The organism is Shewanella sp. YLB-07, assembly GCF_009377275.1.
The window spans coordinates 25,258-48,024 of the sequence record NZ_VOQB01000014.1; the positions used below are offsets into that span (position 1 = coordinate 25,258).

Below are 22,767 nucleotides of genomic sequence, written 5' to 3' on the forward strand. Positions count from 1 at the left end.
TATTACTCCGCTTTCACTTCTTTATAGGTTTTTAGGGCATCGAGTAGCTCTGGGGTCAGCGTCGCTTTTTTACCTGTCTTGAAGTTAAACATCACGACTTGCGAGCTACCTAAGGTGGTGACAGCTTCTTGAGCCTTGCTGAAAACCGTATAATTCATCATGAAGCGGTCGGCCTTGATATCGCTAATTTTCACGCTCACTAACAAGGTGTCGGGAAAGGTGACAGGGCGCTTATAGCGGGCATGATTATCACTCAGTACAGGGCCAACTTGGGTTATTTTCAGATCGCCGAGCAGGTTTATCTGGCTAAAGAAATCGATCCGCGCTGTCTCGAAATATTTGAAGTAGACCACATTATTTACGTGCTGTAGGGCATCCATCTCTCCCCAGGCTACGGTGATCTCTGTGTGGACTGGGTTTTGTGCGATAAACTGTTCTAGCATGCTGCCTCTCGTTATTCAAACGGTTGTTTAACTTGAGGGGCAGCATAGCAGCATGTCATAGTGGCAACAAGTTGAACAAACTATATAGATAGCATGAGGTTGACCTGTTTATGGGACTGAGAATTCGCCAAGCAAGTATCTTCGGTACGCTGGCAGTTACTGGACTAACGTTAGTCGTGCTAATGTTGTTGAGCATTAGTCTGGATGCAGTAGCCGTAACAAACCGCTATATTGCGGTGAAAAACGCAGAAGATAAGCAAGCCAAAAATCTGATTAAACCCATATCGAAACAGATGCTTGCCCTATTCGATGAGCAACTTCCCATGAAGCAAGCACTGACGATAATCTATGGCGCTGAAGACGGTCCTCTGTTTGACCCTGATAGCAGTCAGATACTTATTCCTTATGAGTTTGTGACAGAGGTTTATGCTCGTTTCCATCATGACAACTACCAAGAGACAGGTGTGAGCCCAGAAGATGCAACCCGCGACGTCTTGATGCATACTCTTGCCCATGAATATGGCCATGCTTATATCTTTAGCAATCAGGTGATAGTGCTCGGTAAGGAGGAGGATGCGGTTGATACCTTAGCGACGCTAATGCTCATTCACTCCTTCGATAATGGCGCTGATATTGCCTTGAGCGCAGCCGATCTGTTTTCGTTGGAAGATGAGGATATTAAAGAGCTTGATGATGATCATTTCTGGGATGAACATAGTTTAGATGCCCAGCGATATTTCAGTACCTTATGCCTGATATACGGCAGCAATCCCGAGAAATACGGCAAGGTTATTTCTAAAGCTCAGTTAGAAATTGAAAGAGATAGCTACTGTGAGGAGGAGTATTTCAGACAAACGGAAAACTGGGACAGGTTAAAAGAGCGTTACAGTGTTTTACCGAGCAAGGTGAAATAATACCAATCGGTATAAAGAGCAGACATAAAAAAGCACTCTATTTAGAGTGCTTTCTTATATAAAAATATGTTCGGTTGTTAGAATGTCAGTTCGGCGAAGCTGGTGATCTGCTTATGGCTGCCTGTACGCTGGTCATCTGAGCGAACCATCTGCATGGTACGCATACCCGCTTCTTCGGCCGCTTTAAGCTCTTCAACCACATCAGAAATATACAGGACTTGCTTAGGCGCTAAGCTGATGGTGTTGATGATGTTGCAATAAGCCTGTTTGAACAGCTTGTTACCGGTACGGGTATCGAAATGGCCATCAAACTTAGGGGTTAGGTCGCCGCCATCACTGTGAGCAAACAGTAGCTTCTGTGCTTCTGCAGAACCAGATGAGAAGCTGTAAATACGCATGTTTTGCTGTTTAATTCCATCGATAGCCTGGATAAAATCAGGGAAGATATGACCGGTGAATTCGCCCTTGGCATATCCTTGCTTCCAGATTAAGCCTTGTAATGTCTTAAGCGGCGTGGCTTTTCTGTCTTCGGCCACCCACTGCTGCAGGATCTCGGTAACACGCTCGAGTGAAGCATCTGGCTCTAGAGCGATATCTCTCACATCACAAATGCAGTTTTCTACTAAAACATTGTGTTCATTTTCTTTAAGAAAATCGGGTAGTACCTTGGCTGAATAAGGAAACAGCGTGTCCTTAATAAAGCTAAGATCGGTTGTTGTACCTGCTGTATCTACAACTATGGCTCTGATACCCATGATTACTCCACAATGTGCCCGGAATCGATGTTCCAGTAACTGATAACGTTATTTTCAATGTCGATCCTAAGCTGAAATCTCCGCTATTACTAGCCTAATCTGTGTTCAAAATGTATTAAATTTACCGAATATGCCACATAAATGCTCATATGAAGCTAGATAGTGATCTATAAGTTACCTTGACCTTTACCAAGGAGGATTGAACTGGGATTTGATTCGACATGGATTGGACAAGGATTAGTCAAAGCTAAAAATGGTGCTAGCTTGGCTGTTTATCAAAATCACAGGAGTGACAATAATGATAAAACAGCAGGTATTAGCTCTTCTTCTATTCCCTCCGAAAGCTAATCAGTATCCTTGTGTCGACTTCTGGAGAAGAAGTTTTGTTTTTATGTTTTTAAGACGTTAATATGCAAGCGTTTTTAAGGGTTATTATTGTTACCAAAATGCAGCGGGTGCATTTAATACAGTAAACAGACAAATATAGGGATAGCAATGAAACTCAACTCTCTGTTAACCGCAGGCATGTTACTGGCCGCGGCGACAACACCTGCTTTTGCCGCTAAAGATCTGGGTTTTTACCTGGGTGGTCAAGTTAATAACACGGCCATAGAAGATAATATCGGTGCGTTTGATGAGTCTGCTACTGGGTTCGGTGTTTATGGTGGTTATAACTTTAATGACAGCTTTGGCATTGAAGCGAGCATTTTTGCGACCGATAGTTTTGTCGATGAAATGGATTTTCGTATGGCGGCCATGACAATTTCGCCTGTGGTGCGACATGCTTTTACTGACAGTGTCACGGCTTATTTGAAGGCTGGACTGGTGGTCAATAGGACTTATAGCGACGATGACAATGTTGATGAGAGTTATCAAGGCACTGGTTGGTTGTTTGGTGCTGGTGTGGATGTGACGTTAACTCAGTCTTTGGCGCTGCGAGTGTTTTATGAGATCAGTGAAACAGACCCAGAATCCGACAAGCGTGATGATTACTTTGCCGATATTAGCCTTGTTCAATATGGAGTCGGTTTGCATTACCGATTCTAACGGCTTGGTATCCATGCCTCTCGCGTAGAGAAGTTATTATCATGGCTTTCGCCTTCTAACGGGAAGTCATCTAGTCTACAGATGGAAAATTTGAAATTGTCTGCTGTTAGTGAGGAGAGAAAGGCAAGAGCTGTCTAAGGTATAAGCTATTGAAGCTATATGTAGTGAATGCCGACTACTTTCCTCTTGGTCATCTGGGAGAGTAGGCGGCACAGCTCATTTCCATTCTTCATACACCCTATGGAATGAATAAAAGTAGAGAACGCTAGTTCTCTACGCATAAGCTCTCTACTTAAATTTCTCTAAGTAAAGCTCACCAAAAAATACTCTTTAAACGAGAGAAACCAAGGGATTCAGTAGTCATCCATGAGTAAGACAGTCGTTGTTTTTCTGTCTTTCTCTGTGATAATCCAAACCTGCTCTTTACCGTATGCATAGCTGGAGAAGATTCTGCCATCAGATTTAGTGGCTTCATCATTCCTTGCTTTACCCTCGGAGCATAGTTCTCCCCAGTCACGATTTTTATGTCTTTCTAGCAAAAGGGATACCCCTACACATTGAGGATTCGTTTCCATTGTTTCTCTCAAGAGTGTTCGCACAGTTTCCTTAATGACAATATTACCAAGCTCGAATGGAATGCTGTCAGAGGTGTTGATGTGCTCGCTTTGACTTAACTCTTTAGAGTGTTTCATTATATGTTCCTTTTATCTAAATTATTGCGCTTTTCTCGCCTGACGGTGCAAGCACTTGTCATACTTCTGAAGTGCAGGAAAGCCAAATGGATCCGACTTCATGCAAAGCAGGTTATGACGTAGAAAAGCTGAAGTAGATTCGCAAAGAACAAGCAAGATGCCAGCTAATAAAGGTATCCCTGATGTAATAAATGAACTAGATCAAAGTTTTAAGGTTATCAGGAAAGGATTAGAGCTAATTAGCTCGTGTAAACGTATTCTCTAAACTCGAAGATAGCCCCCCTAGATGATTTACATAAATACAGCTATGAGTACCATAATCTCACTAAGTACTCATAACGTCAGATGAAACCAGCTTAAACGATGAGCCAGCTTCATCGTTCAGACCACCTTCCCTCTAATTAATCGAGAAACACCATCTCTGGTGCGGCATGCATCAGGAAGTTCTGATGGGAAATATTCCAGGCATAGGCTCCGGCTTGAGTAAACACCAGATAATCGCCCAGATTTAGCTTGTCGATATATTGCTGTCTGGCTAACACATCTTTCGGAGTACAGAGTTGGCCCACCAGAGTCACATGCTGTGCTTTTATGCTGGGCTCAGGTATACAGAACTCTGACTTACCAGACTCTATTTCAGGAGCTGGATCAGCCTTTACTGACGATCTTGAGTGTACAAAGAAAGGGTGGTCATGACTCTGGGCCGCTGGAGTGCGGAAATGATGGGTACCGCCGTGCCCTATGGCGAACCATTCCCCATGACTCTGCTTGATGTCCAGCACTTGCATCACATAACAGCCGGCATTGGCAGTGACGAAACGGCCACACTCGAAGCGTATGCTAACTTGTGTCATGGATTCTTGCTCTATGAGGCTTGCCAGCTCGCTACAGAACTTGGGCCAATCGAATTTCTGCTGCGGATTCACATAATCTATGCCTATACCGCCACCTACGTTCAACAGACTCAGATCAAGCTCATAATCCCGGCACCAGCTCTTGAATGTGCGGAAGTACAATTTCATCAAGGCAAGGTGGCGTTGGGGGTCTAACTGGTGTGACATCAGATGAAAATGAAATCCCAGTAACTCTATAAACGGTTGCTCGCGGATAATGGCGATAGCAGAGTCAAGCGCGTCAACATCCAGCCCGAATGGGGTGGGCTTGCCTCCCATGGTTAGTCGGGTCTGTTCTATGCCATCCAGGCCTATGTTCATTCGTAGCAAGATACGGCAGCGACGCTGTTTTTGTTTGCACAGACTGGCTATGCGGCTCAGCTCCAGTAGGCTTTCAACATGAATAGCCTCAATATCGATATCGATCGCATAAGACAAGTCGCTGATTAGTTTCCCCGGGCCGCCGAAGATAAGAGGCATCTGGGGCTGACATTTATGTAGCCAGTTGAGCTCTCCTCCGGAGGCGGCTTCGAAGCCATCTACCAGAGGTGCCAAGATCTTGAGGACCTTTTCTTCGGGATTAGCCTTGGCGGCATAATAAAACTCACAGTTTTTCGGTAGGGCCGAGACTATCTCCTTGGCGTGATCCCGTAGAGAGGCAAGATCATAGATGTAGGCGCATAGAGGTGTATGTTTATCTTGCTTAGCCGCGAGTTTATCGATTGCTTGGGTAATTCTATCCATGATTAAGACTGACCTAAATGAGAAAAGGGGCTGGGTACGCGGTTATAGCCTGAGTGTTTGTCGGCTTGTTTGAGCAAGCGGGTGGTTAGATTATTTTTCGACGGAATATCATCCCCCTCCAATAGGCCTTGTAGTTCGGCTTGCTCGCCCTCGACCAGCTGCCATTGGACTATGGTTTGTTTCAGGCTGTGCCACAGATCAAGCTCTAACTTCCTATCACCAGCGGCCAGATGGAAGATGGCTTCGCTGACATTATTGATCAGGGTGCAGTAGGCGATGCGGTTCCAGCCCTGCTCTCGACTGTAATAGACGGAGGAGATGGCGCTATCCGATAGATCTGTCAGGGCCTCCCTCGGCCAGAAATTTGGCAGCAGCTTGGTCCCTTCCAGATCCCGTAGCCAGACGAAGGCGGGTAGGCCATCACTGAAACCAACTAGAGTGTTTTGCAGATGCGGCTCGAAGGCGATACCTTGCTTGAAGAAGTAATAGAAGACTCCGGGTAACAGGGTGTCTAGATAAGCACTAAACCATAGGCTTGCCATCTGGTCGTAACCTAGCCCTTTTTGATTGGCTAAGCGTGTAACCAGACCCTGACAGATACTGTGTCCTTCGACATCCCAGGCGAATAATGCCCCCGCCATCTGAGGTTGGTATTTTTTCTCCAGCTCGCTGTCTATACCATCTCGGTATAGGATGCCGAAGCTCTCAGTCAAGGTGCGGATCTGTGTCTTGCTGGCTTCTTCTCCTAGGCTACTGAAATCCAGTGTGCTGGCAGCGGGCTCCGCCATCAGAGTGAATTTAGGGCAGTGGAAGTAGGCTTGCTGCTGCAGATCTATCAGCAGGCGGCTCAGGCCAATGGCACTCTCTAATTCATACCAGGCATTCTTGCGCACGCAATTGGTCAGTCGCACATGAATAGAGAACTTCAGGAAGCGATTTATTTCTGGGGCATATAAGGTGCGGACCGAAGAGGTGGGATAAACCTTGTGGCCCAGAGAGCCTAAAGGTAAGAGTAATCCTTGTTCAATGGCTTGCTGCACTAAGGGCTGGGTCATGATGGTCTTAACTTCCCAGGGGTGACAGGGGTACAGGCACTCTGCTGCCGAGTGGAGCTTGTCGATCATATCTAGAGGCATAGACTCACTACAATACAGCTGTTTGACCAGAGACTTATCGACCTTGAACCAGTAGAGAGGGAAGTTGGCGCCTATCTCTGGAGAGCAGGTCAACATGTCGTCGAATGCCACCCCATGACGGCTCTTAGGCGCCGGGTGCATCGCATGGCCCCAGAGCAGGCTCTGCTCGGACGCAATAAGACCGGAGCAAGAATCGATTGCTTGGGTCTGTGGTTTATAAGGGCCATGAGCTCTTTGAATAAAGGCTTGAGTGACATCGACGCTGTTGCTGATTTGCTCCAGCAGCTCATGATTAAACTCGCTATCTGTGACTATGGCCAAGTGTTTAAGCATGAATTTAGCCAAGGCATGGGAGTCGAGTGGCTGCCAGGATGAGCCAGTTTTCTTCAGGTAAGGCTGACTGATGAAACGGCAGCGTCCCAGTAAACTGATGCGATCGGCAACCAGAATTAACACCGAGTTGGATTCGGGGAAGATCAATCTCACCTTGCTATGGGCCGCTAATTCCCCCTGGGTAAATGCCATGGGACAATCAGGATTATTATCGTCCAGACAGACCTGGTTATGGGGTTGAGCGTATTCCCGAATATAACAATTTAACAGACAGGCAATGGCATTATCCTGGGCCATATGTCGATGAGCCTGAGCACAATACTTGTCAATAGTCGGGGAAACATTAGCTTTGTGTTGTACCAACATGATCTTGTACCTCATTGAAAAAGAACATCAGAACCAGCAGACCTAAGCCACAACTAAGGGCTGCAAGCAGGAAGGGCCAATGTAGAGAGCCCCATTGACTGGCATAGCTCGCGCCTACTCCAGCTAACACGCCGGCCCACTTGCCCCAGGCATCGAAACGGCCAAAACTCAAACCGGCCTGTCGTTGATTAATTCGCTGGCTGACAAATAGGTGCAGACCACTGAAGAGCAGCACCATGCCGAAGCCGAATAGGAGTCTCAGAGCGATAAGCCAGCTGCTTTCCATCAATAGGAACTGACCGAAACAAGCAAGACCTAGCAGGATGAAGCCTAGCTGTGTCTGCTGTTTAGCCGACCAGGTTAACTTTTTAGCCTGGAAGGCAAACAGGAGATAAACCAGATGGGGCAGGCTGTAATAGAAACCGCTTAGTGCATCGCTCTGGGTGCCTAACTGCTCGCTATAGAGTAAGAAGTAGGGGAAGGTGACGACCATGGCGAAACAGAATAGGAACTGGAGCCATAACAGGTGCGAGAAAGGTCGCCTCTCTTCCGTGTCCTGATTATCGACGACAGCATTGGCGGTCAGTTTCTCTGGCTTAACCGCAGGTTTATTGCAGCCATTAGCCTGAGCATCAATGATCTTAGTGTCGTCCGGCAGACGCCAGCACACCAGAAATGCCAACAAGGGCAGTAGGGCCAAAGCCCGGTAGATCATTAAGGGATCTTGTATATGGGTAAATAATCCTAAGGCTATGGGGGCGCACACTAGGGCTAAACGCGCCGAACTCTGAGTCAGATTCAGGCTATTGGCCAACTCCTTGTCTTTAAATAGACGGCTCAGGTAAGCGTTCGATGCCGCGAGCGTACCACCACTTATCCCTTGCAATATCAGTCCGGCGGCAAACCACCAGACCGAGTCGGCAAAGCCGGACAGGAGAAAGCCTGCAACCAGGCCGACTTGAGCTCGCAGCAGAGAGGTCTTCTTGCCAAATTTATCGGCAAACCGTCCCCACCAGGGAGCGGTCAATGCCGCACATATGGTGGGTAGGACAAACATGATACCTATAAGGTAACCCGAGCTACTTCCCCCTAGACTCGCCAGCATTCTCGGCAGGAACAGGGGCATGCCTAAGGCGGTGAAGGCGGTTAAGAAGTGGCAGAACAGCACCACAGAGATCACTCGCATAGGAATCGCTCACTTAAGAAGTTAGGTGCCGTATGGCCATAGAATTTGTTGACGTCGCTGGCTCCCGAGTTGGCTTTGCTCAATAGGCTGCCGGAACTCAGCAGGTATTTTATCGGTAGATAGGTTTGTCCCAGCAGATAGTGACGGGCGTATTCAGTGTCGATACCATCTCTGTCTAAGGCATCGAGTTCGGCCATTATCAGCTGACGCAATTGACGGTACATGTTTTTTCGATCACCTAAGCCCTTGCCCGCCATAGCTTCTATGATGGCGGCGATATCGAGCTGCAAAGTGATAGTGGTAAACATCTGCGCCAGGGCCTCATCGTCTTCCACCAAAATTCTGCGATCGATCAGGCTAGCGACTCTTATCTCGGCCAGCTGTGGATCTTGGACGGCTTGCTGATAGCGCCAGGGCAGTAATCGCGCCGAATCGTTATCTTTCATCACCAGAGATAAGCCAGAATCTTGATAGGCAATCACGGCATTTTGCTGATTAGATTCCAGGGCTATGCCGTATTTGAGCCACAGGCGTAAGTGAACCTTGAGTAAGAGGCTCTGGTATTGGGTTAGCCAGGCCTGACAGTCACCTTCATAGTAGCTATCGGCCAGATGACTCAGGTACAGGCGTCCATCCGGCATCTCGCTAGCCAGGGCCGCCACGGCGACCAAGTGCTTGTCTTGCATGGATAATGGGTAGCTGCGGACGATATAGGCAAACTCTTTACGATCCCCGAAATGTCCTCCGTGCTGCTCATCGACATGTTCGAACAATGGGGTCAGTTGAGGATCGTTAGCGGCGAGCTCGGTCAGGGTTTGCTCGAACCAATGTCCGTCATAGATAGTGCTGGGTTTGATGGAACGAATATTCTTCGCCCCCAGTGTCGCCATCATCAGCGGAACCTTGATGTGAATGCCAGGGAAATCGATCAGAGCCAAGGTGCGTACCGATAGAGTTGGCTGAACCGTAATGGCAGACTTGGGAGCGAGTATGACCCCGGGAGGTAAGTCCGGCAGACCTGCCAAGGTCAAAGGATGTAGGGGAAACAGATGGTGGCTCTGTGTGTCATTGATATCCAGCCCGACGTCGGCGAAACTAGGCCAGCAATCCGGAACCATGGAGGTCAGTGAAACCAGGCTCTTGTCTATCGCCAACCAGTTAAGTTCGAATCTGGGAGCGAATTCAGGTGCATAACGAGCGAGTGCGTCGGCATCGAAGCCCACCTTGGCCCGAGCGGTAGGATAATAAGGGTGATCCAGATAGGAAGCCAGTTGATCACCGAACAATAGCTGGTGGTGCCAATCGGTCATGGTTTCAAATTCGGCGCTCAAGCCCTCTTTTAGCTGCTGATATGCCTGGCGACAGAGGAGATCTTGCTCCGAAGCACAATCAGCCTCGTGAATATAGTGGCTGAAGAGCTCTCTCTCTTCCTGAGTCAAATTTGAGGACAGGGTCTCTAACCAATGCCGATATCCCTTCATATAGCTCAAGCTTGCTCCGGGAACCTCTTGGGCAAGCCAGGCCGGGGAAACGGCGCGCCAATCCTGCATATAATCGCTTGTAGCCAGAGGGATATAGAGGGTCTGAGTTCCAAGGTGACTCACCTCTAGCCAAGCTTGAGGCTGGGCCTCGGGCCAGATACCTTCGTTATGGGGAAGATGGCTTATCACTGAGCCTTGACCCATAAGGTCACACAGGTTTTCCCGCAGGCAAGTATCTATGATTCTCTGGCAAATATAGGATTGAGATGATGACATTAGTTCAGCTCCCAGAGTAACTCATGGCTGAATTCATCGGCCTTGGCTGACAACTCCTGTCTGTCAGGGCCGATCAGGGTTAATACCCCGAGGTAATCTTTGTTTGAATGGGTTAACTTGACGCTATCGCCTTTAGTTTTCATGGGCACAAAGCTGATATCTTGCTCACCATGCTGACACTCGAATGGCGCGGGACTGAGCTGCACCTGGCCGGATTTTCCGCTGGGGAAATAACGAATAATGGCTTCGGAACGACTAAGCTCCAAGGTTTCAAGGGGCTTACCCGAGTGCAGAGATAAGATGGTTTCGAACCAGTTGAAGGGCAAGAGCTTATCCAGTAAAAATTCACGGCCATCACCTATGCTGCGATAGTTGATCTCGACTAAGACAGGTCCCTGTTTGGTGAGGATAAATTCGCTGTGGCAGACGCCAAAATTAACACCAAATGCCGCTACCTGAGCTAAGGCTTGCTCGCGGTATTTAAGGCTGACCGGACCATTCCAGCTGGCCTGGGTCTCGACAAAGTGAGGCAGGGCAGACAAGTTAACATCGAAGCCGCCTATGGCCTGAATACGCTCGCCGTCACCTAAGGTTTCCAGGGTGAACAGGGGCCCTTCCAGATAAGCCTCTAATAAGATACAGGTATCAGTTTTATCCATGGCGGAGGAGTATTTTATCAAGGCATCCAGATCGTCACAGAACGCTACATTCAGGCTGGCTACTCCCTCTCTAGGCTTAGCGACCAGAGGAAATGGGAGGTTCTTGGGGAGGGGCTGACCCGTTAACCAGGTATGTGTCCACACATTGGGCTGATCTTGGTTGGTAAGCCGGGTTCGCATGGCCGCTTTATTTTTCGTTTGATAGCAGAGGTGCCAGTCTTTAGCCGGGCAGAAGAAATAATCGGCGACGATGGCGGTACTCGCCTGTAGGTGATCGCTATTTGAAAATACCACCTCGGGTGAGATGGCCAATGTGTGTAGCAGATCTATGATTGCCAGAGGATTAAACACGTCACATTCAATTATCTGGGTCGGACAGGCTTGCTTACCGGCGAAATATTGTTTGTGTGCTAATCCATGATCAGTGAGTAAAAAAACGTCATACCCCATATTCAAGGCGCTGGGTACGAACCCTTCCGTTACCGCTCGGTTTTCGACATGCGTGATCAAAACCAATTGTGGTTTCATACCTGTATCCCTTATCAACAAAAATAAAATACGCTGGCTCCCATAAGGGGAGCTAGAACTGCTGGAAAATGTGCAATAAGTGAGCGTTAAATGACCGCGATGGGATGAAAATCTAAATGAAAATCATTCGCAAATAAAGGTCATTTACGTTTGGATATAATTTGTTTCTGCGTTCTGTAAGAGATTAATAAGTCTCCTAAAAACACATCATGATGTAACACCATGATAACAGTAGGTAAAAAAACACAAAAAAAACACAAAAAAAGACTTGACCCATTAACTTAAATGATAACAATAATGATTATCATTTTTGGTTGTGGCAAGGAATAGCATGATCACAGTAAATTTATTGAAAACTAAGCTGGCCGAGGGGAAACCGATCTTTGGCATGCTCAACTCAGTATCTTCACCCATTATTTGCGAGATGTTGGCCTATGCTGGCTATGATTTTGTCATTCTTGATACCGAACATGTACTCATCTCTGATGACGCGATAGCGCATACGATCCGCGCTGCCGAAAGTGCCGGGATCCCCTTACTGGTCAGAGTGGCCGACGCCAATCCTGCATACATAGGAAAATTGCTCGATGCCGGCGCTCTGGGAATTGTGGTTTCTCGGGTGTCCAGCTTGGAAATCGCCAGGCAGGCCATTGATGCAGCGAAATATCCGCCCTTAGGCAACCGAGGTATTACAGGTGGTCGCAATACCGGTTTTGGCACTCTACCGCTGCAGGAATATATCGATATAGCCAACCGTGAAACCTTCGTTGGCCTGATGATCGAGGACACTCAAGGCATCGATGCCTTACCTGAAATTCTACAGCTGGATGGTGTCGATATGATATTCGAAGGGGCACTGGATCTTAGTCTGTCTATGGGGCGAGGCACCGAATTTAATCATCCGGCGGTACAGGACAATATTCATTTTATGGCGAGCTTGTGTCTGCAGCAAGCCGTGCCCTTCTGCGCGATCCCGCGCCTGCCGGGACAAAAGTCTGCCTGGCTAAAGTTGGGGATCACCGCCTTCCTCGTGGGTGAGGATAGGGGACTTATTTTCAAACAGCTGAAGCAGCAGCTGCAACATTTAAAACACGATGAATAACATCAAGGAATAAACCATGTTCATGCCAAACCAGGGATTAAAATTGACCGCGCTTTCCGTGGCCATAACCGCCAGTATTGCCTGTCCTTTCGCCTTTGCCGATCAAGATGCACCCGCCATGGAAGTGATGGAGGTCAAGGGCAGTGTGCTGGGGAATTCGGAACTCGCCGATCTGAAAACCTATGCCGGTAACCGCAGTATCATTACCCATGAAAAGATGGAACGCACCGCGGTGCGATCCATAGATACCGCATTACAGCAGATCCCGGGCATTAAGATTAAGGATGAGACTGGCACTGGCGTGTTACCTAATGTCTCGGTGCGTGGTTTAGACAGCAGCCGCAGTGGTTATGCCCAGTTCTTGATGGACGGCATTCCTATGACCTTAGCGCCTTACGGTCATACGGGTCAGTCGCTGTTTCCGGCAACCTTGTTCATGATTGATCGTATCGATGTGGCTCGTGGTGGTGCTTCGGTGCAATATGGTCCTAACAACGTAGGTGGGGTGATCAACTTGATCTCGAAACCTATCTCTACCGAGTGGGAGACGACGCTCAATGAGAAGGTGACCTTTTTCGGCAGCAGTAACAATCTCTACGACACAAACCTGAGTACAGGTGGTGCGGTGAACGATGATTTTTCCATGCGTTTAGACGCCAACTTCACCAAAGGTGAGTCATTCAGAGACCACTCAGACACAGATGTGAAGAACATCATGTTAAAAACCGTGTGGAACATAGATAGCAATAATAAGATCGACGCCAATTTCCAGTATTACGATGCGTTTTCTGAGCTACCGGGCGCCCTCAATACCCAGGCTTATGAGGACGATAGAACGCAATCTCTTCGACCTAACGACGAATTTAAGGCGGATACCAAACGTATCACGATTAAATATAACCACACACTTGCCGACTCGTCTCTGTACGATTACGGCGAACTTGAGCTGATCACCTTCGGTAACAAGAGCTCACGTAATTTTCAGTGGGATTTTTATGATCAGAACAAGGACACTGATGGCGATTTAGGTAACCATTGGGGTGACACAACACAAACAGCCACGGATTTGCGTAACTCGCCTCGGGAATTTACCGTCTTTGGTATCGAGCCTAAGGCCAGCATTTACATCGACGGCGACATCACTCAGCACATCATAGCCGGTGTTCGCTACGTCAACGAAGACATCAGCTATCAGCTCAATCAGATGGATAAGACGACCTTAGTTACCACCAGTCCGAGAGATTGGCATATGGATACCAATGCCATGGCTTATTACATCAGTAATGAACTGGGGTTCTTCGATGACAAACTGACCTTAACGCCGGGCATTCGCTTAGAAGATGTGCGTATGGAGTTCACTAATCTGGGACAGGGCTACAGCCAAGATAACCACGTCACCGAGTGGCTACCAGGTATCACCTTAGGCTATGAGTTTTCCGATTCATGGTTCGCCTATACCAACGCCCAACGTTCACTGCGGACACCACAGATATCTCAGTTGTGGCCTGAAGGGCAAACATTAGAGTCTGAACTGGCATGGAACTATGAAGCCGGCGTACGTTTTACGCCTACTGATACCAGTAGCCTGACGTTGGCCGCCTATCGCATCGATTTTGAGAATAAGGCCGAATATGACAAGGACATCAGCCTGTTCGTTAACATAGGCGAGACCCGCAACCAAGGCATAGAGCTGGAAGGCACCTATTCACCTGAGGCATTGCCTGATCTTAGCCTAACCGGTGCTTATAACTATTTGGATACGGAACAACTCGAGGGTGAGTTTGCCGGAAACCAGCTGCCTTATGTGTCTAAGCATCAGCTATCTGCCAGTGCCTTATACAGTTTTGATCAGGTGGATCTGGGCCTAATGGCCTACTACTACAGCAAGTCATTTTCAGATTTAGCTAACAGCGTCGAAGAGAATGAATCTGGTACGGCGGGAGAAGTGCCTGACTATATCGTGGTTAACTTCAACATAAGCACCGAGGTATTTAAGAAGAATGATCAGGGATTAAAAGTGGGCTTGTCGGTCAATAACCTGTTCGACAATGAATATTATTTCAGAGGGTTAGACGTCTCACCAGCGGGACGAGTACCAGCTCCTGGACGTTCACTTAGTCTAGATTTCACCTATCAGTTTTAGATAAGCCTCATCAACAAGTAATAGATAATCATGAAGTCATGGTTATCTATTACTTGTTAAGTTAGCAAGATGATTTATTTCGGTTTACCTTGTGGGTCAAGGGAACACAAAATGTGGGACAGAGACATAATTGACCATATTTCTCTTATTCTTGCTTACTCTGTAATAAAGCCAAAGAAGCGAAGCAACTCTGCGGTATCTTGTCTTACACTAAGTGTAACTGAGTAATCATCTAACTCATCTGGTCCCAAGTTAGCTTTAAAACCCAGAAGGAATGGTTTGTCTTCAACCAGTTGATATTGTGCCTGAATCACCCAGAGTCCAACATCAGTCATCGCGCCATAATTAGAAGTCCTGACGTAATAACTTCCAATTTTAGCTCGTGGTAGCGCATTCTGATTGAGAGCAACCCCCTCTTTGTACAAATTAAACTCCAGCCCTCCTCCGTAATATCTTGCGAGTTCATTTCCTTCTTGGGCTTCATCTAGACTACGAATACCAGTTAAGAAAGCGAAACTTAAAACTGAATCACCATTCTCAGTAGCCATAAAATGGCCTGGTGACCAGAGGAATTTTAAATAGCCATCTATTGTATCTGTAACGTCATTAAACTTAGTGTTTTCTTGATCTGGTTTATCTTCATTTACCGTTGGATTTTTTCCAAAAACAACTCCAACTTCAAAGTTTGTTACCGCATCATTCCATCCCCAGCTATTTTTCCAGCGGCCGTTTAACTTTAGGGAGCCTGTTATCCCTCCTTGATCAAAGCCTGTTCGATTTCCATTATCATCATAGCCATTTTGTTGCTTGTAACCTAGTTCGAAAGCACTGATCCATCTGTTATGTGTGTCACTGATTTGTTGATATTTGGGGCTGAGCAGTAAAAGTACCTCCCTATCTTGAGCTGATAGCTGATGATCATTATCTTTCATTTCGTGTATACATCTAGATAGTAAATTGGCTGCTAGTTTATCGTTTGAAAGTTTAGTCTCATCTATGCCATCAATGGATAATGTATTAGATGGAGCACAATTTACTTCAATTTTTTTTGTTGGATCTGCACTCTTTAAACAAGTATCTATAGTGATAGATTTATTAATCGTGCTGATGCTTGGTTTTAATTTCAGTAGGCTGTTGTAGCAAGCTTGAGTTTGAGTCGCGTTAGTTGTATCAAGGCTTTGCCCTGCCATGGCGAAAGGTGAGATTACAATAAATAGTAGTGGAGTTACTCTAGGTAGTTTCATCATTTATCCTTGTCTTTTATGACTATTATTAGTGTCAAGACAACTGAATTTAATCCACTTTGACAGTGCTAACATACATAGCAATGCCCTGTAATTAAAGGATAAGCTTACTTTTGTGCTTGTTATTTATCCATTAGTCTAATACAGATCGAACTTTCCCAATCGAAGGTATGAAGATGAGTATAAAAGTGTCGGGGTTAGTTGTTGCCAACCTTTGAGGTTGAGTCGAAGAGATAATTATCCTGTGAGAATGTGGCTGCGAGTTTCGATTACAGGGATATGGGTAACTTAGCATTGAGCCCAGATACAGTAGCAATAGTTTTTCTTTTCTTTACCATGTAGCAAACCCAGATAATGGAGAGCAAGGAAAGATCTCTTCCCGCTCCACGGTCTCTTCTTTCTGCAAGTTAACTTTGTTCATACTCACTATAAATAGGAACAGTCTGACAAGTTAATGCTTGGGGGGCCCGAGTTTAGATGCTTTGAATGGTATCTATGTCATACCAAGGAGTTGGGTTGATAGGGCAGCGAAAACGTACTCCCTCACCTGTAACTTCGACCACATCGGTTCTACGTGTCTGGCCCGGTTCCAGTGGAAACATATCCAAGGGTTCATGGGTGGTGAAGTTTTGCAGTTGGAATCCAACGAGTTTTCCAGCCTTGTTGGTAATAATAAATTGATACTTTCCCGGTTTTAATGATGCCAAGGTATCTCTGGCGGTGAAGTGTCCACCATGCTGCTCTAAGTGTATTTCTACCACACCATCGGCATTCTTTACCGGAGTTGCGGCGAATGCACTGGCACTGATTATCAGAGCCGTAAGGGCAATAAACTGTGTGAGTAATTTTTTCATCTCTCTTCCTTAATTGGTTTAGGTTGAATCAACCCATTTAGGATAGAAAAACGGCTTGAATTGCACTATGTCTGAGAGTCTGAGCATTATATCCATCAGTCTAAATAGAGGGGAATATGTCGATATTTAATGACTTACTGTCCAGGTTCCATCTCAACGCGACTATTTTTCATCGCTCCTTAGTGTGTAACCCCTGGAGTACGGATACCTCTGGCTCAGGTTTAGCTAGCTTCCATCTGATAAGTTCGGGTGAGGCCTTCTTGCATTGTGAACAGTATCAATCCGAGCGCTTATCGACTGGGGACCTGGTGATATTCCCCCATGATGCGTCGCATATTATAGATAGCAGTGAGCAAGCTAATTTTGAGCAGCAAGACACCGGCTTCGTCTCCTACCCAATGGATAGCAAAAGTGTCGATGGCACTGGGTTAATCTGCGGCTATTTCGATTTTTGCGAAGACAAACAGCATCCTCTTATTACTCAGCTACCTCAATGCATACTGTTAAAGAGGCAAGATCAATACGGAGCGCTCACCAGCATCTTAGATAGCCTGATAAACGAGGCAAAACTCGGGACTCAGGCTAGCGATGTCATATTGTCACGTCTCAGTGAACTGTTTTTTCTCACCCTGTTGAGAAGTTTGTTACTGGATACACAAACGGATCTTGGCCTGTTCCGTGCCCTGCAGGACCCTAAGATGGCCAGAGTGCTGCAGGCTATATTTGACCAACTTGCCAGTCCCTGGGATCTGGCTAGTTTGGCGAGTGTCGGCGGCTACTCACGAGCCAGCTTTGCCAGTCACTTCAAACAATATTTCGCCCAAGCACCTTTAGAGTACCTGTCTCACTTGAGGCTGACTCAAGCTAAGAAGCAGCTTATGTCGGGAGATACCGTACTTAAGGTCGCCCTAGACGTCGGCTATGGAAGCGATGTCTCCTTTGCAAAAGCATACAAAAGACACTTTGGCCACGGACCAGGAGCGAGTCGACCATAAGGGGAAGGGGGTTATCACAGTCACCTGATAACCTACTCTCTACTTTAAGGCACAGTGCGATTGGTTTACTGAATTGGAAAGTTATGACTTAACGGTCAAGGTTGTATTTCCAAACTTCGTTTGGATTAACATCGTGGGTCTTCAACCCACACCCGACCAAGGAGGACTGCTCGTCCTTATCCTCCTTGGAAGCACCATGACGCCCCGGCGAAGTTACATGCATTAAGTACGGGCCTCATGCTTATTTAATAATTCATAACGCTTCCGATGGTACATCCTGTACCCCGAAAGCTAAGCTGACGTCCTGTCAGCTTTACTGGATTATTTTCAACGCACTTCGGCAACTTCCAACGGGGACTAGTTGTATCGACACGGTAATTTGGTTACTCATATCTAAATCACACTGACGTGACTCGTTTGGGTCAAAGTCGTGAGTTTTCTACTACATCCTGCATAGGAGTAGTAGGGCAAGGAGGACGTCCTCACCAACAACATCCCTGTTTAACAGCCAGTTCGGTAAAATATGTCCATATACAAGTGCCAGTTCAGCTTCCATGCTTCTCGTTCATTAGCGATGGCTTTGCCATATTCATCTTCCAATGGGGACTTATCGTTTCTATACGGTAACTTGGGTACCGATAGCGAAATGATATTTATGTAATTTGTTTGGATTAAAGGCGGTGGTTTTGTGAGGGGGAACAGTTACTTTTTAAGTCAAATCGAAGAGAAAATGATCCAGTGTTGATGCGGCTACGAGTTTCGGTTTCAGGGTGAGGTATCACGAAGTGATACTTTTCGAACGAGAGGCTGGGATGCCGAACTGGCCGTTAAACACGGATGTTGTTTGAAACCGTAAAGCGGCCAGGGACGGCTTCACAGCGTCTCGTAGAAGTATCTGCATGTAAGCCCACGGCAAGCAATTGATAACCATGAAGCTATGGTTATCAATCAAGCTGGCTAATTACCACAACCCTGTAGGGTTACAATAAAATCGATGAATCAGCCTCATCGCTCAGGCCGCCATATTATTGGTGAACCAAGTGTCCATTCTTAACCACATCGACACATGCCCCGACGCCGTAAGTGTAGGACAGCTCTGCTGGAGTGGTAATATCCCATAAGCAGAAATCTGCCTGCATACCAGTTTCCAATACACCGACCTTATCCTCGATACCTAACGCCTTGGCGGCATTGCGCGTCATACCCGCAAGCGCTTCTTCTGGTGTTAAGCGCAGCAGGGTACAACCCATGTTGAGCATCAAGAGGCTGGAGCAAAGTGGTGATGACCCTGGGTTGTAGTCGCTGGCCAATACCATAGGCACCTTATGTTTACGTAGCAGCTCGATAGGTGGCATCTGAGTTTCGCGGAGGAAGTAGAATGCGCCGGGTAGTAAGGTGGCACAAGTGCCGCTTTTACTTAGGGCGATAACGCCATCTTCGTCCAGATACTCGATATGATCCACCGACTTAGCGCCTAGCTTAGCTGCCATGGCTGAGCCGCCTAAGTTAGACAGTTGCTCGGCGTGGAGCTTGATATCCAGGCCCGCTTTTTTAGCGGCGCTTAGCACTCGCTCAGTCTGTTCGACGCTGAAGGCGATATTTTCGCAGAAGACATCGGCGGCGTCGGCCAATCCTTCTTCGATGACCGCAGGTAACATCTCATTGATGACCAGATCAACATAGCCCTCAACATCATCTTTATATTCAGGGGGGATGGCGTGTGCACCTAGGAAGGTGGTCTTCACATCTACATGATGATGCTTGCCAAGTTCACGGGCCACACGCAGTAATTTGAGTTCTGTTTCGGTATCCAGGCCATAGCCAGATTTTATTTCGACCGTGGTGACACCCTCTTTGGCGAGAGCGTTGAGGCGCTTGCGCCCTAGCTCGAATAGCTCGGCCTCACTGGCTTCCCGGCAAGCTTTAACTGTCGAGATGATACCGCCACCGCTGCGGGCGATCTCTTCATAGCTAGCACCTTGGAGTCGGAGCTCAAATTCGTTGGCTCGGCTACCGGCGAACACTAAATGAGTGTGGGCGTCGATAAGCCCCGGAGTTATCCAGCCGCCCTTGCCTCTGTAAACCGGCGTTGACAAAACATCAAACTCAGGCAGCTCGGAGCGTGGGCCAACCCAGGCGATCTTGCCCTCTTTTACTGCAATGGCTGCATCTGTTATCGCTCCGTAAGGCGCTGAAACAGAAGGAGACATGGTCGCTACGTTGACGTCAATCCAAACCTGATCCCAAGACATATTTTTTCCTCACTTTTGAAGTGTTGTTATTCTTGCAGAAATAAAGTTGTGATCCAACTTGTATTTACTTGTATATACAAGCTAGGATTATAGCGGTAATTTTCACCGTTTGAAAAGCGTTATTGATCGAAGACAAGTTCCTAGATTTTAGAACTTAGGTTCTAATATCGCAAAATTCAGATTTAAGGATAGGTATGGCGACGCCCAAGTTTGCAGAGATTAAACAGTATGTTTTAGCCCGCATCGAATCCGGTGAGTGGGAGGAGCATAGCCGTGTTCCTTCGGAAAACCAGATGGCTGAGCTGTTTGAGTGCAGTCGCATGACGGCGCGCCGTGCATTGACTGAACTCACCGACGATGGCGTACTCGAGCGCTCTCAGGGCTTAGGTACCTTTGTCGCCGAGCTCAAGTCCCAGTCCTCCATGATGGCAATTCGTAACATTGCCGATGAGATCAAAGACAGGGGCCATGGTTACAGCGTCAAGCAGCTTGAGCTCACCGAGATTGAAGCCATAGCGCCTATTGCTATTGCTTTGGGATTAGAGACTGGCAGTCCTGTCTACTACTCGGTATTAGTGCATTGCGAGCAGGGTATTCCCCTACAGCTTGAGGAGCGTTTCGTTAACCCTAAGCTGATTCCCGATTATCTGCTCCAAGACTTCTCTGTTCAGACACCCCATGAATATCTGTCCTTGGTGGCACCGCTCACCGAGGCGAGACATACGTTAGAGGCCGTGGTGGCCAATAAGCATAATCAACAACAGCTGCAGATTGAGGCGAGTGAACCTTGCTTACAGATTTTGCGTCGTACCTGGTCACGCAAAGGTGTGGTGAGTTACGCCAGATTAATTCATCCGGGTACTAGATTTAGATTAGGTGGTCATCTGACGTTTTAAAAATCGATCTGCTGCGCATTTCGATGGATACCGCTCCGCGGTGTAACAGCATTTTTTATTAAGTAAAAGCAAAAATATAACTAAAGCTACATAAGCAAAAAATAAATTGAATGAGGTTTTTCAAGATGGATAAGAGACACGACCCAAGCCGTCGCATAATCGCTCCCCACGGTAGTAAGCTAAGTTGTAAGAGCTGGATGACAGAAGCGCCTATGCGCATGTTGATGAACAACCTGCATCCGGATGTTGCCGAACGCCCGGAAGATCTGGTGGTCTACGGCGGTATCGGACGAGCAGCCCGTGATTGGCAGAGCTATGACAAGATCATCGAAGTATTACAGCGTTTGGAAGAGGACGAGACCCTGATGGTGCAGTCTGGCAAGCCTGTTGGCGTGTTCAAGACTCACAGCAATGCACCGCGCGTGATCATTGCTAACTCTAACCTGGTTCCGCACTGGGCAAACTGGGAACATTTCAACGAACTGGATAAGAAAGGCTTGGCGATGTACGGCCAGATGACGGCGGGTTCTTGGATCTATATCGGCTCTCAGGGCATCGTTCAGGGCACCTACGAGACGTTCGTCGCCATGGCTAAACAACACTTCGGCGGTTCATCGGCCGGTAAGTGGATCTTGACCGGTGGCCTAGGTGGTATGGGCGGTGCTCAACCGCTAGCCGGCACTATGGCAGGTTATTCGGTATTGACCTGTGAAGTCGACGAGACCCGTATCGATTTCCGTATGCGTACTAAATATGTCGATAAGAAAGCCACATCTCTCGATGAAGCGTTAGCCATGATCGATGCGGCTAATGCGAGCGGTAAGCCCGTCTCGGTTGGTCTTCTCGCTAATGCGGCGGATGTGTTCGCCGAGCTGGTGGAACGTGGGATTACCCCGGATGTGGTTACCGACCAAACTTCTGCACATGATCCATTAAACGGTTATTTGCCACAGGGCTGGACTCTGGAGCAAGCTGCCGATATGCGCAAGAAAGATGAAGCGGCTGTGGTTAAGGCGGCTAAGCAGTCTATGGCTGTTCAGGTTAGAGCCATGCTTGCTCTGCAGGCTGCTGGTGCAGCGACGACCGATTATGGCAACAACATACGTCAGATGGCATTTGAAGAAGGTGTTGAGAATGCATTCGACTTCCCGGGCTTCGTACCAGCCTATGTACGTCCTCTGTTCTGTGAAGGCATAGGTCCTTTCCGTTGGGTGGCACTCTCAGGCGATCCAGAAGACATCTATAAGACAGATGCCAAGGTGAAGGAGTTGATTCCGGATAACCCGCAACTGCATAACTGGTTAGATATGGCCCGCGAGCGTATCGCATTCCAGGGCCTGCCTGCGCGTATCTGTTGGGTTGGTCTGAAAGATCGTGCCCGTCTGGCGGTTGCCTTCAACGAGATGGTTAAGAGTGGTGAGCTGTCAGCTCCAATCGTTATCGGACGCGATCACTTAGATTCTGGCTCAGTAGCCAGCCCTAACCGTGAAACTGAATCTATGCTCGATGGCTCGGATGCGGTTTCCGATTGGCCCTTGATGAATGCGTTATTGAACACGGCAAGCGGTGCGACTTGGGTATCTCTGCATCACGGTGGTGGTGTGGGCATGGGCTTCAGCCAACACTCTGGTGTGGTTATTGTTGCCGACGGCAGTGATGATGCCGCCGTACGTCTTGAACGCGTATTATGGAATGATCCTGCGACTGGCGTTATGCGTCATGCTGACGCCGGATATGATCTCGCTAAGAATTGTGCAAAAGAGCAAGGCCTTGACCTGCCAATGCTAGACATTAGCTCGAAAAAAACAGCTGAAGAAGGTAAATAGAA

18 protein-coding genes are annotated in these 22,767 nt (G+C 47.5%); 7 read left to right on the forward strand and 11 right to left on the reverse strand.

Features of this window, described 5'->3' with window-relative positions; all coding sequences use genetic code 11:
* Positions 1-2: 2 nt before the first annotated feature.
* Entirely contained in the window at positions 3-443 is a 441-nt protein-coding gene (locus FS373_RS24485) for an acyl-CoA thioesterase (RefSeq protein ID WP_144048677.1), read from the reverse strand.
* A 110-nt stretch (positions 444-553) separates the two neighbouring features.
* Between FS373_RS24485 and FS373_RS24490 the strand changes: the two genes are divergently transcribed.
* A complete protein-coding gene (locus FS373_RS24490; protein WP_152830820.1) occupies positions 554-1,357 on the forward strand; it encodes a DUF4344 domain-containing metallopeptidase in 804 nt (267 codons plus the stop codon).
* A gap of 77 nt (positions 1,358-1,434) precedes the next feature.
* On the opposite strand, the gene mtnC is transcribed toward FS373_RS24490, so the two are convergent.
* Positions 1,435-2,112: an acireductone synthase gene (gene mtnC / locus FS373_RS24495; RefSeq protein ID WP_144048675.1), complete on the reverse strand. Its 678-nt coding sequence runs from the start codon at positions 2,110-2,112 to the stop codon at positions 1,435-1,437.
* 495 nt (positions 2,113-2,607) lie between these two features.
* On the opposite strand from mtnC, the gene FS373_RS24500 reads away from it, so the two are divergent.
* On the forward strand, positions 2,608-3,159 hold the full coding sequence (locus tag FS373_RS24500) for a porin family protein (protein WP_144048674.1): 552 nt from the start codon (positions 2,608-2,610) through the stop codon (positions 3,157-3,159).
* A 353-nt stretch (positions 3,160-3,512) separates the two neighbouring features.
* Here the strand turns inward: FS373_RS24500 and FS373_RS24505 are convergent, their stop codons facing one another.
* The 6 genes from FS373_RS24505 to FS373_RS24530 all read right to left on the reverse strand — a co-directional run bounded on the left by FS373_RS24505 (position 3,513) and on the right by FS373_RS24530 (position 11,453).
* Positions 3,513-3,851 carry a type I restriction endonuclease subunit M gene (locus tag FS373_RS24505; RefSeq protein ID WP_144048673.1) on the reverse strand — a complete coding sequence of 113 codons (339 nt, stop codon included), beginning with the start codon at positions 3,849-3,851 and terminating at the stop codon, positions 3,513-3,515.
* Positions 3,852-4,252: 401 nt separating this feature from the next.
* Positions 4,253-5,488 (reverse strand): type III PLP-dependent enzyme, encoded by a 1,236-nt coding sequence (locus FS373_RS24510; RefSeq protein WP_144048672.1) that lies wholly within the window; start codon positions 5,486-5,488, stop codon positions 4,253-4,255.
* Between the two features lie 2 nt (positions 5,489-5,490).
* Positions 5,491-7,323: an IucA/IucC family protein gene (locus tag FS373_RS24515; RefSeq protein WP_194165930.1), complete on the reverse strand. Its 1,833-nt coding sequence runs from the start codon at positions 7,321-7,323 to the stop codon at positions 5,491-5,493.
* Positions 7,301-8,509 carry an MFS transporter gene (locus FS373_RS24520; RefSeq protein WP_152830822.1) on the reverse strand — a complete coding sequence of 403 codons (1,209 nt, stop codon included), beginning with the start codon at positions 8,507-8,509 and terminating at the stop codon, positions 7,301-7,303. Before FS373_RS24520 ends, FS373_RS24515 begins: the two co-directional genes overlap by 23 nt.
* Entirely contained in the window at positions 8,500-10,266 is a 1,767-nt protein-coding gene (locus FS373_RS24525) for an IucA/IucC family protein (protein WP_227993219.1), read from the reverse strand. Before FS373_RS24525 ends, FS373_RS24520 begins: the two co-directional genes overlap by 10 nt.
* On the reverse strand, positions 10,266-11,453 hold the full coding sequence (locus FS373_RS24530; protein ID WP_144048670.1) for an ATP-grasp domain-containing protein: 1,188 nt from the start codon (positions 11,451-11,453) through the stop codon (positions 10,266-10,268). The genes FS373_RS24525 and FS373_RS24530 overlap by 1 nt, the downstream gene beginning before the upstream one ends.
* A 331-nt stretch (positions 11,454-11,784) precedes the next feature.
* Here FS373_RS24530 and FS373_RS24535 point away from each other — a divergent pair, with 331 nt between their 5' ends.
* Together FS373_RS24535 and FS373_RS24540 are read left to right on the forward strand one after the other, a co-directional pair.
* Positions 11,785-12,555, forward strand: coding sequence for an HpcH/HpaI aldolase family protein (locus FS373_RS24535; protein WP_144048669.1), 771 nt, complete (start codon positions 11,785-11,787; stop codon positions 12,553-12,555).
* A gap of 16 nt (positions 12,556-12,571) precedes the next feature.
* On the forward strand, positions 12,572-14,698 hold the full coding sequence (locus FS373_RS24540; protein WP_144048668.1) for a TonB-dependent receptor family protein: 2,127 nt from the start codon (positions 12,572-12,574) through the stop codon (positions 14,696-14,698).
* Between the two features lie 155 nt (positions 14,699-14,853).
* On the opposite strand, the gene FS373_RS24545 is transcribed toward FS373_RS24540, so the two are convergent.
* Positions 14,854-15,945 carry a hypothetical protein gene (locus FS373_RS24545; RefSeq protein ID WP_144048667.1) on the reverse strand — a complete coding sequence of 364 codons (1,092 nt, stop codon included), beginning with the start codon at positions 15,943-15,945 and terminating at the stop codon, positions 14,854-14,856.
* Between the two features lie 470 nt (positions 15,946-16,415).
* The gene (locus FS373_RS24550; RefSeq protein WP_144048666.1) at positions 16,416-16,796 is read right to left on the reverse strand and encodes a hypothetical protein; all 381 of its coding nucleotides are present in this window, start codon (positions 16,794-16,796) and stop codon (positions 16,416-16,418) included.
* A gap of 116 nt (positions 16,797-16,912) precedes the next feature.
* Here FS373_RS24550 and FS373_RS24555 point away from each other — a divergent pair, with 116 nt between their 5' ends.
* Entirely contained in the window at positions 16,913-17,791 is an 879-nt protein-coding gene (locus FS373_RS24555; RefSeq protein ID WP_144048665.1) for an AraC family transcriptional regulator, read from the forward strand.
* A gap of 1,025 nt (positions 17,792-18,816) precedes the next feature.
* On the opposite strand, the gene hutI is transcribed toward FS373_RS24555, so the two are convergent.
* Positions 18,817-20,043 carry an imidazolonepropionase gene (gene hutI / locus FS373_RS24560; RefSeq protein ID WP_152830824.1) on the reverse strand — a complete coding sequence of 409 codons (1,227 nt, stop codon included), beginning with the start codon at positions 20,041-20,043 and terminating at the stop codon, positions 18,817-18,819.
* Positions 20,044-20,237: 194 nt separating this feature from the next.
* On the opposite strand from hutI, the gene hutC reads away from it, so the two are divergent.
* Together hutC and hutU are read left to right on the forward strand one after the other, a co-directional pair.
* Complete coding sequence (hutC, locus tag FS373_RS24565) at positions 20,238-20,939, forward strand: histidine utilization repressor (protein ID WP_144048663.1); 702 nt, start codon at positions 20,238-20,240, stop codon at positions 20,937-20,939.
* A gap of 125 nt (positions 20,940-21,064) precedes the next feature.
* Positions 21,065-22,765, forward strand: coding sequence for a urocanate hydratase (gene hutU, locus FS373_RS24570; RefSeq protein ID WP_144048662.1), 1,701 nt, complete (start codon positions 21,065-21,067; stop codon positions 22,763-22,765).
* The last annotated feature ends 2 nt before the right edge of the window (positions 22,766-22,767 follow it).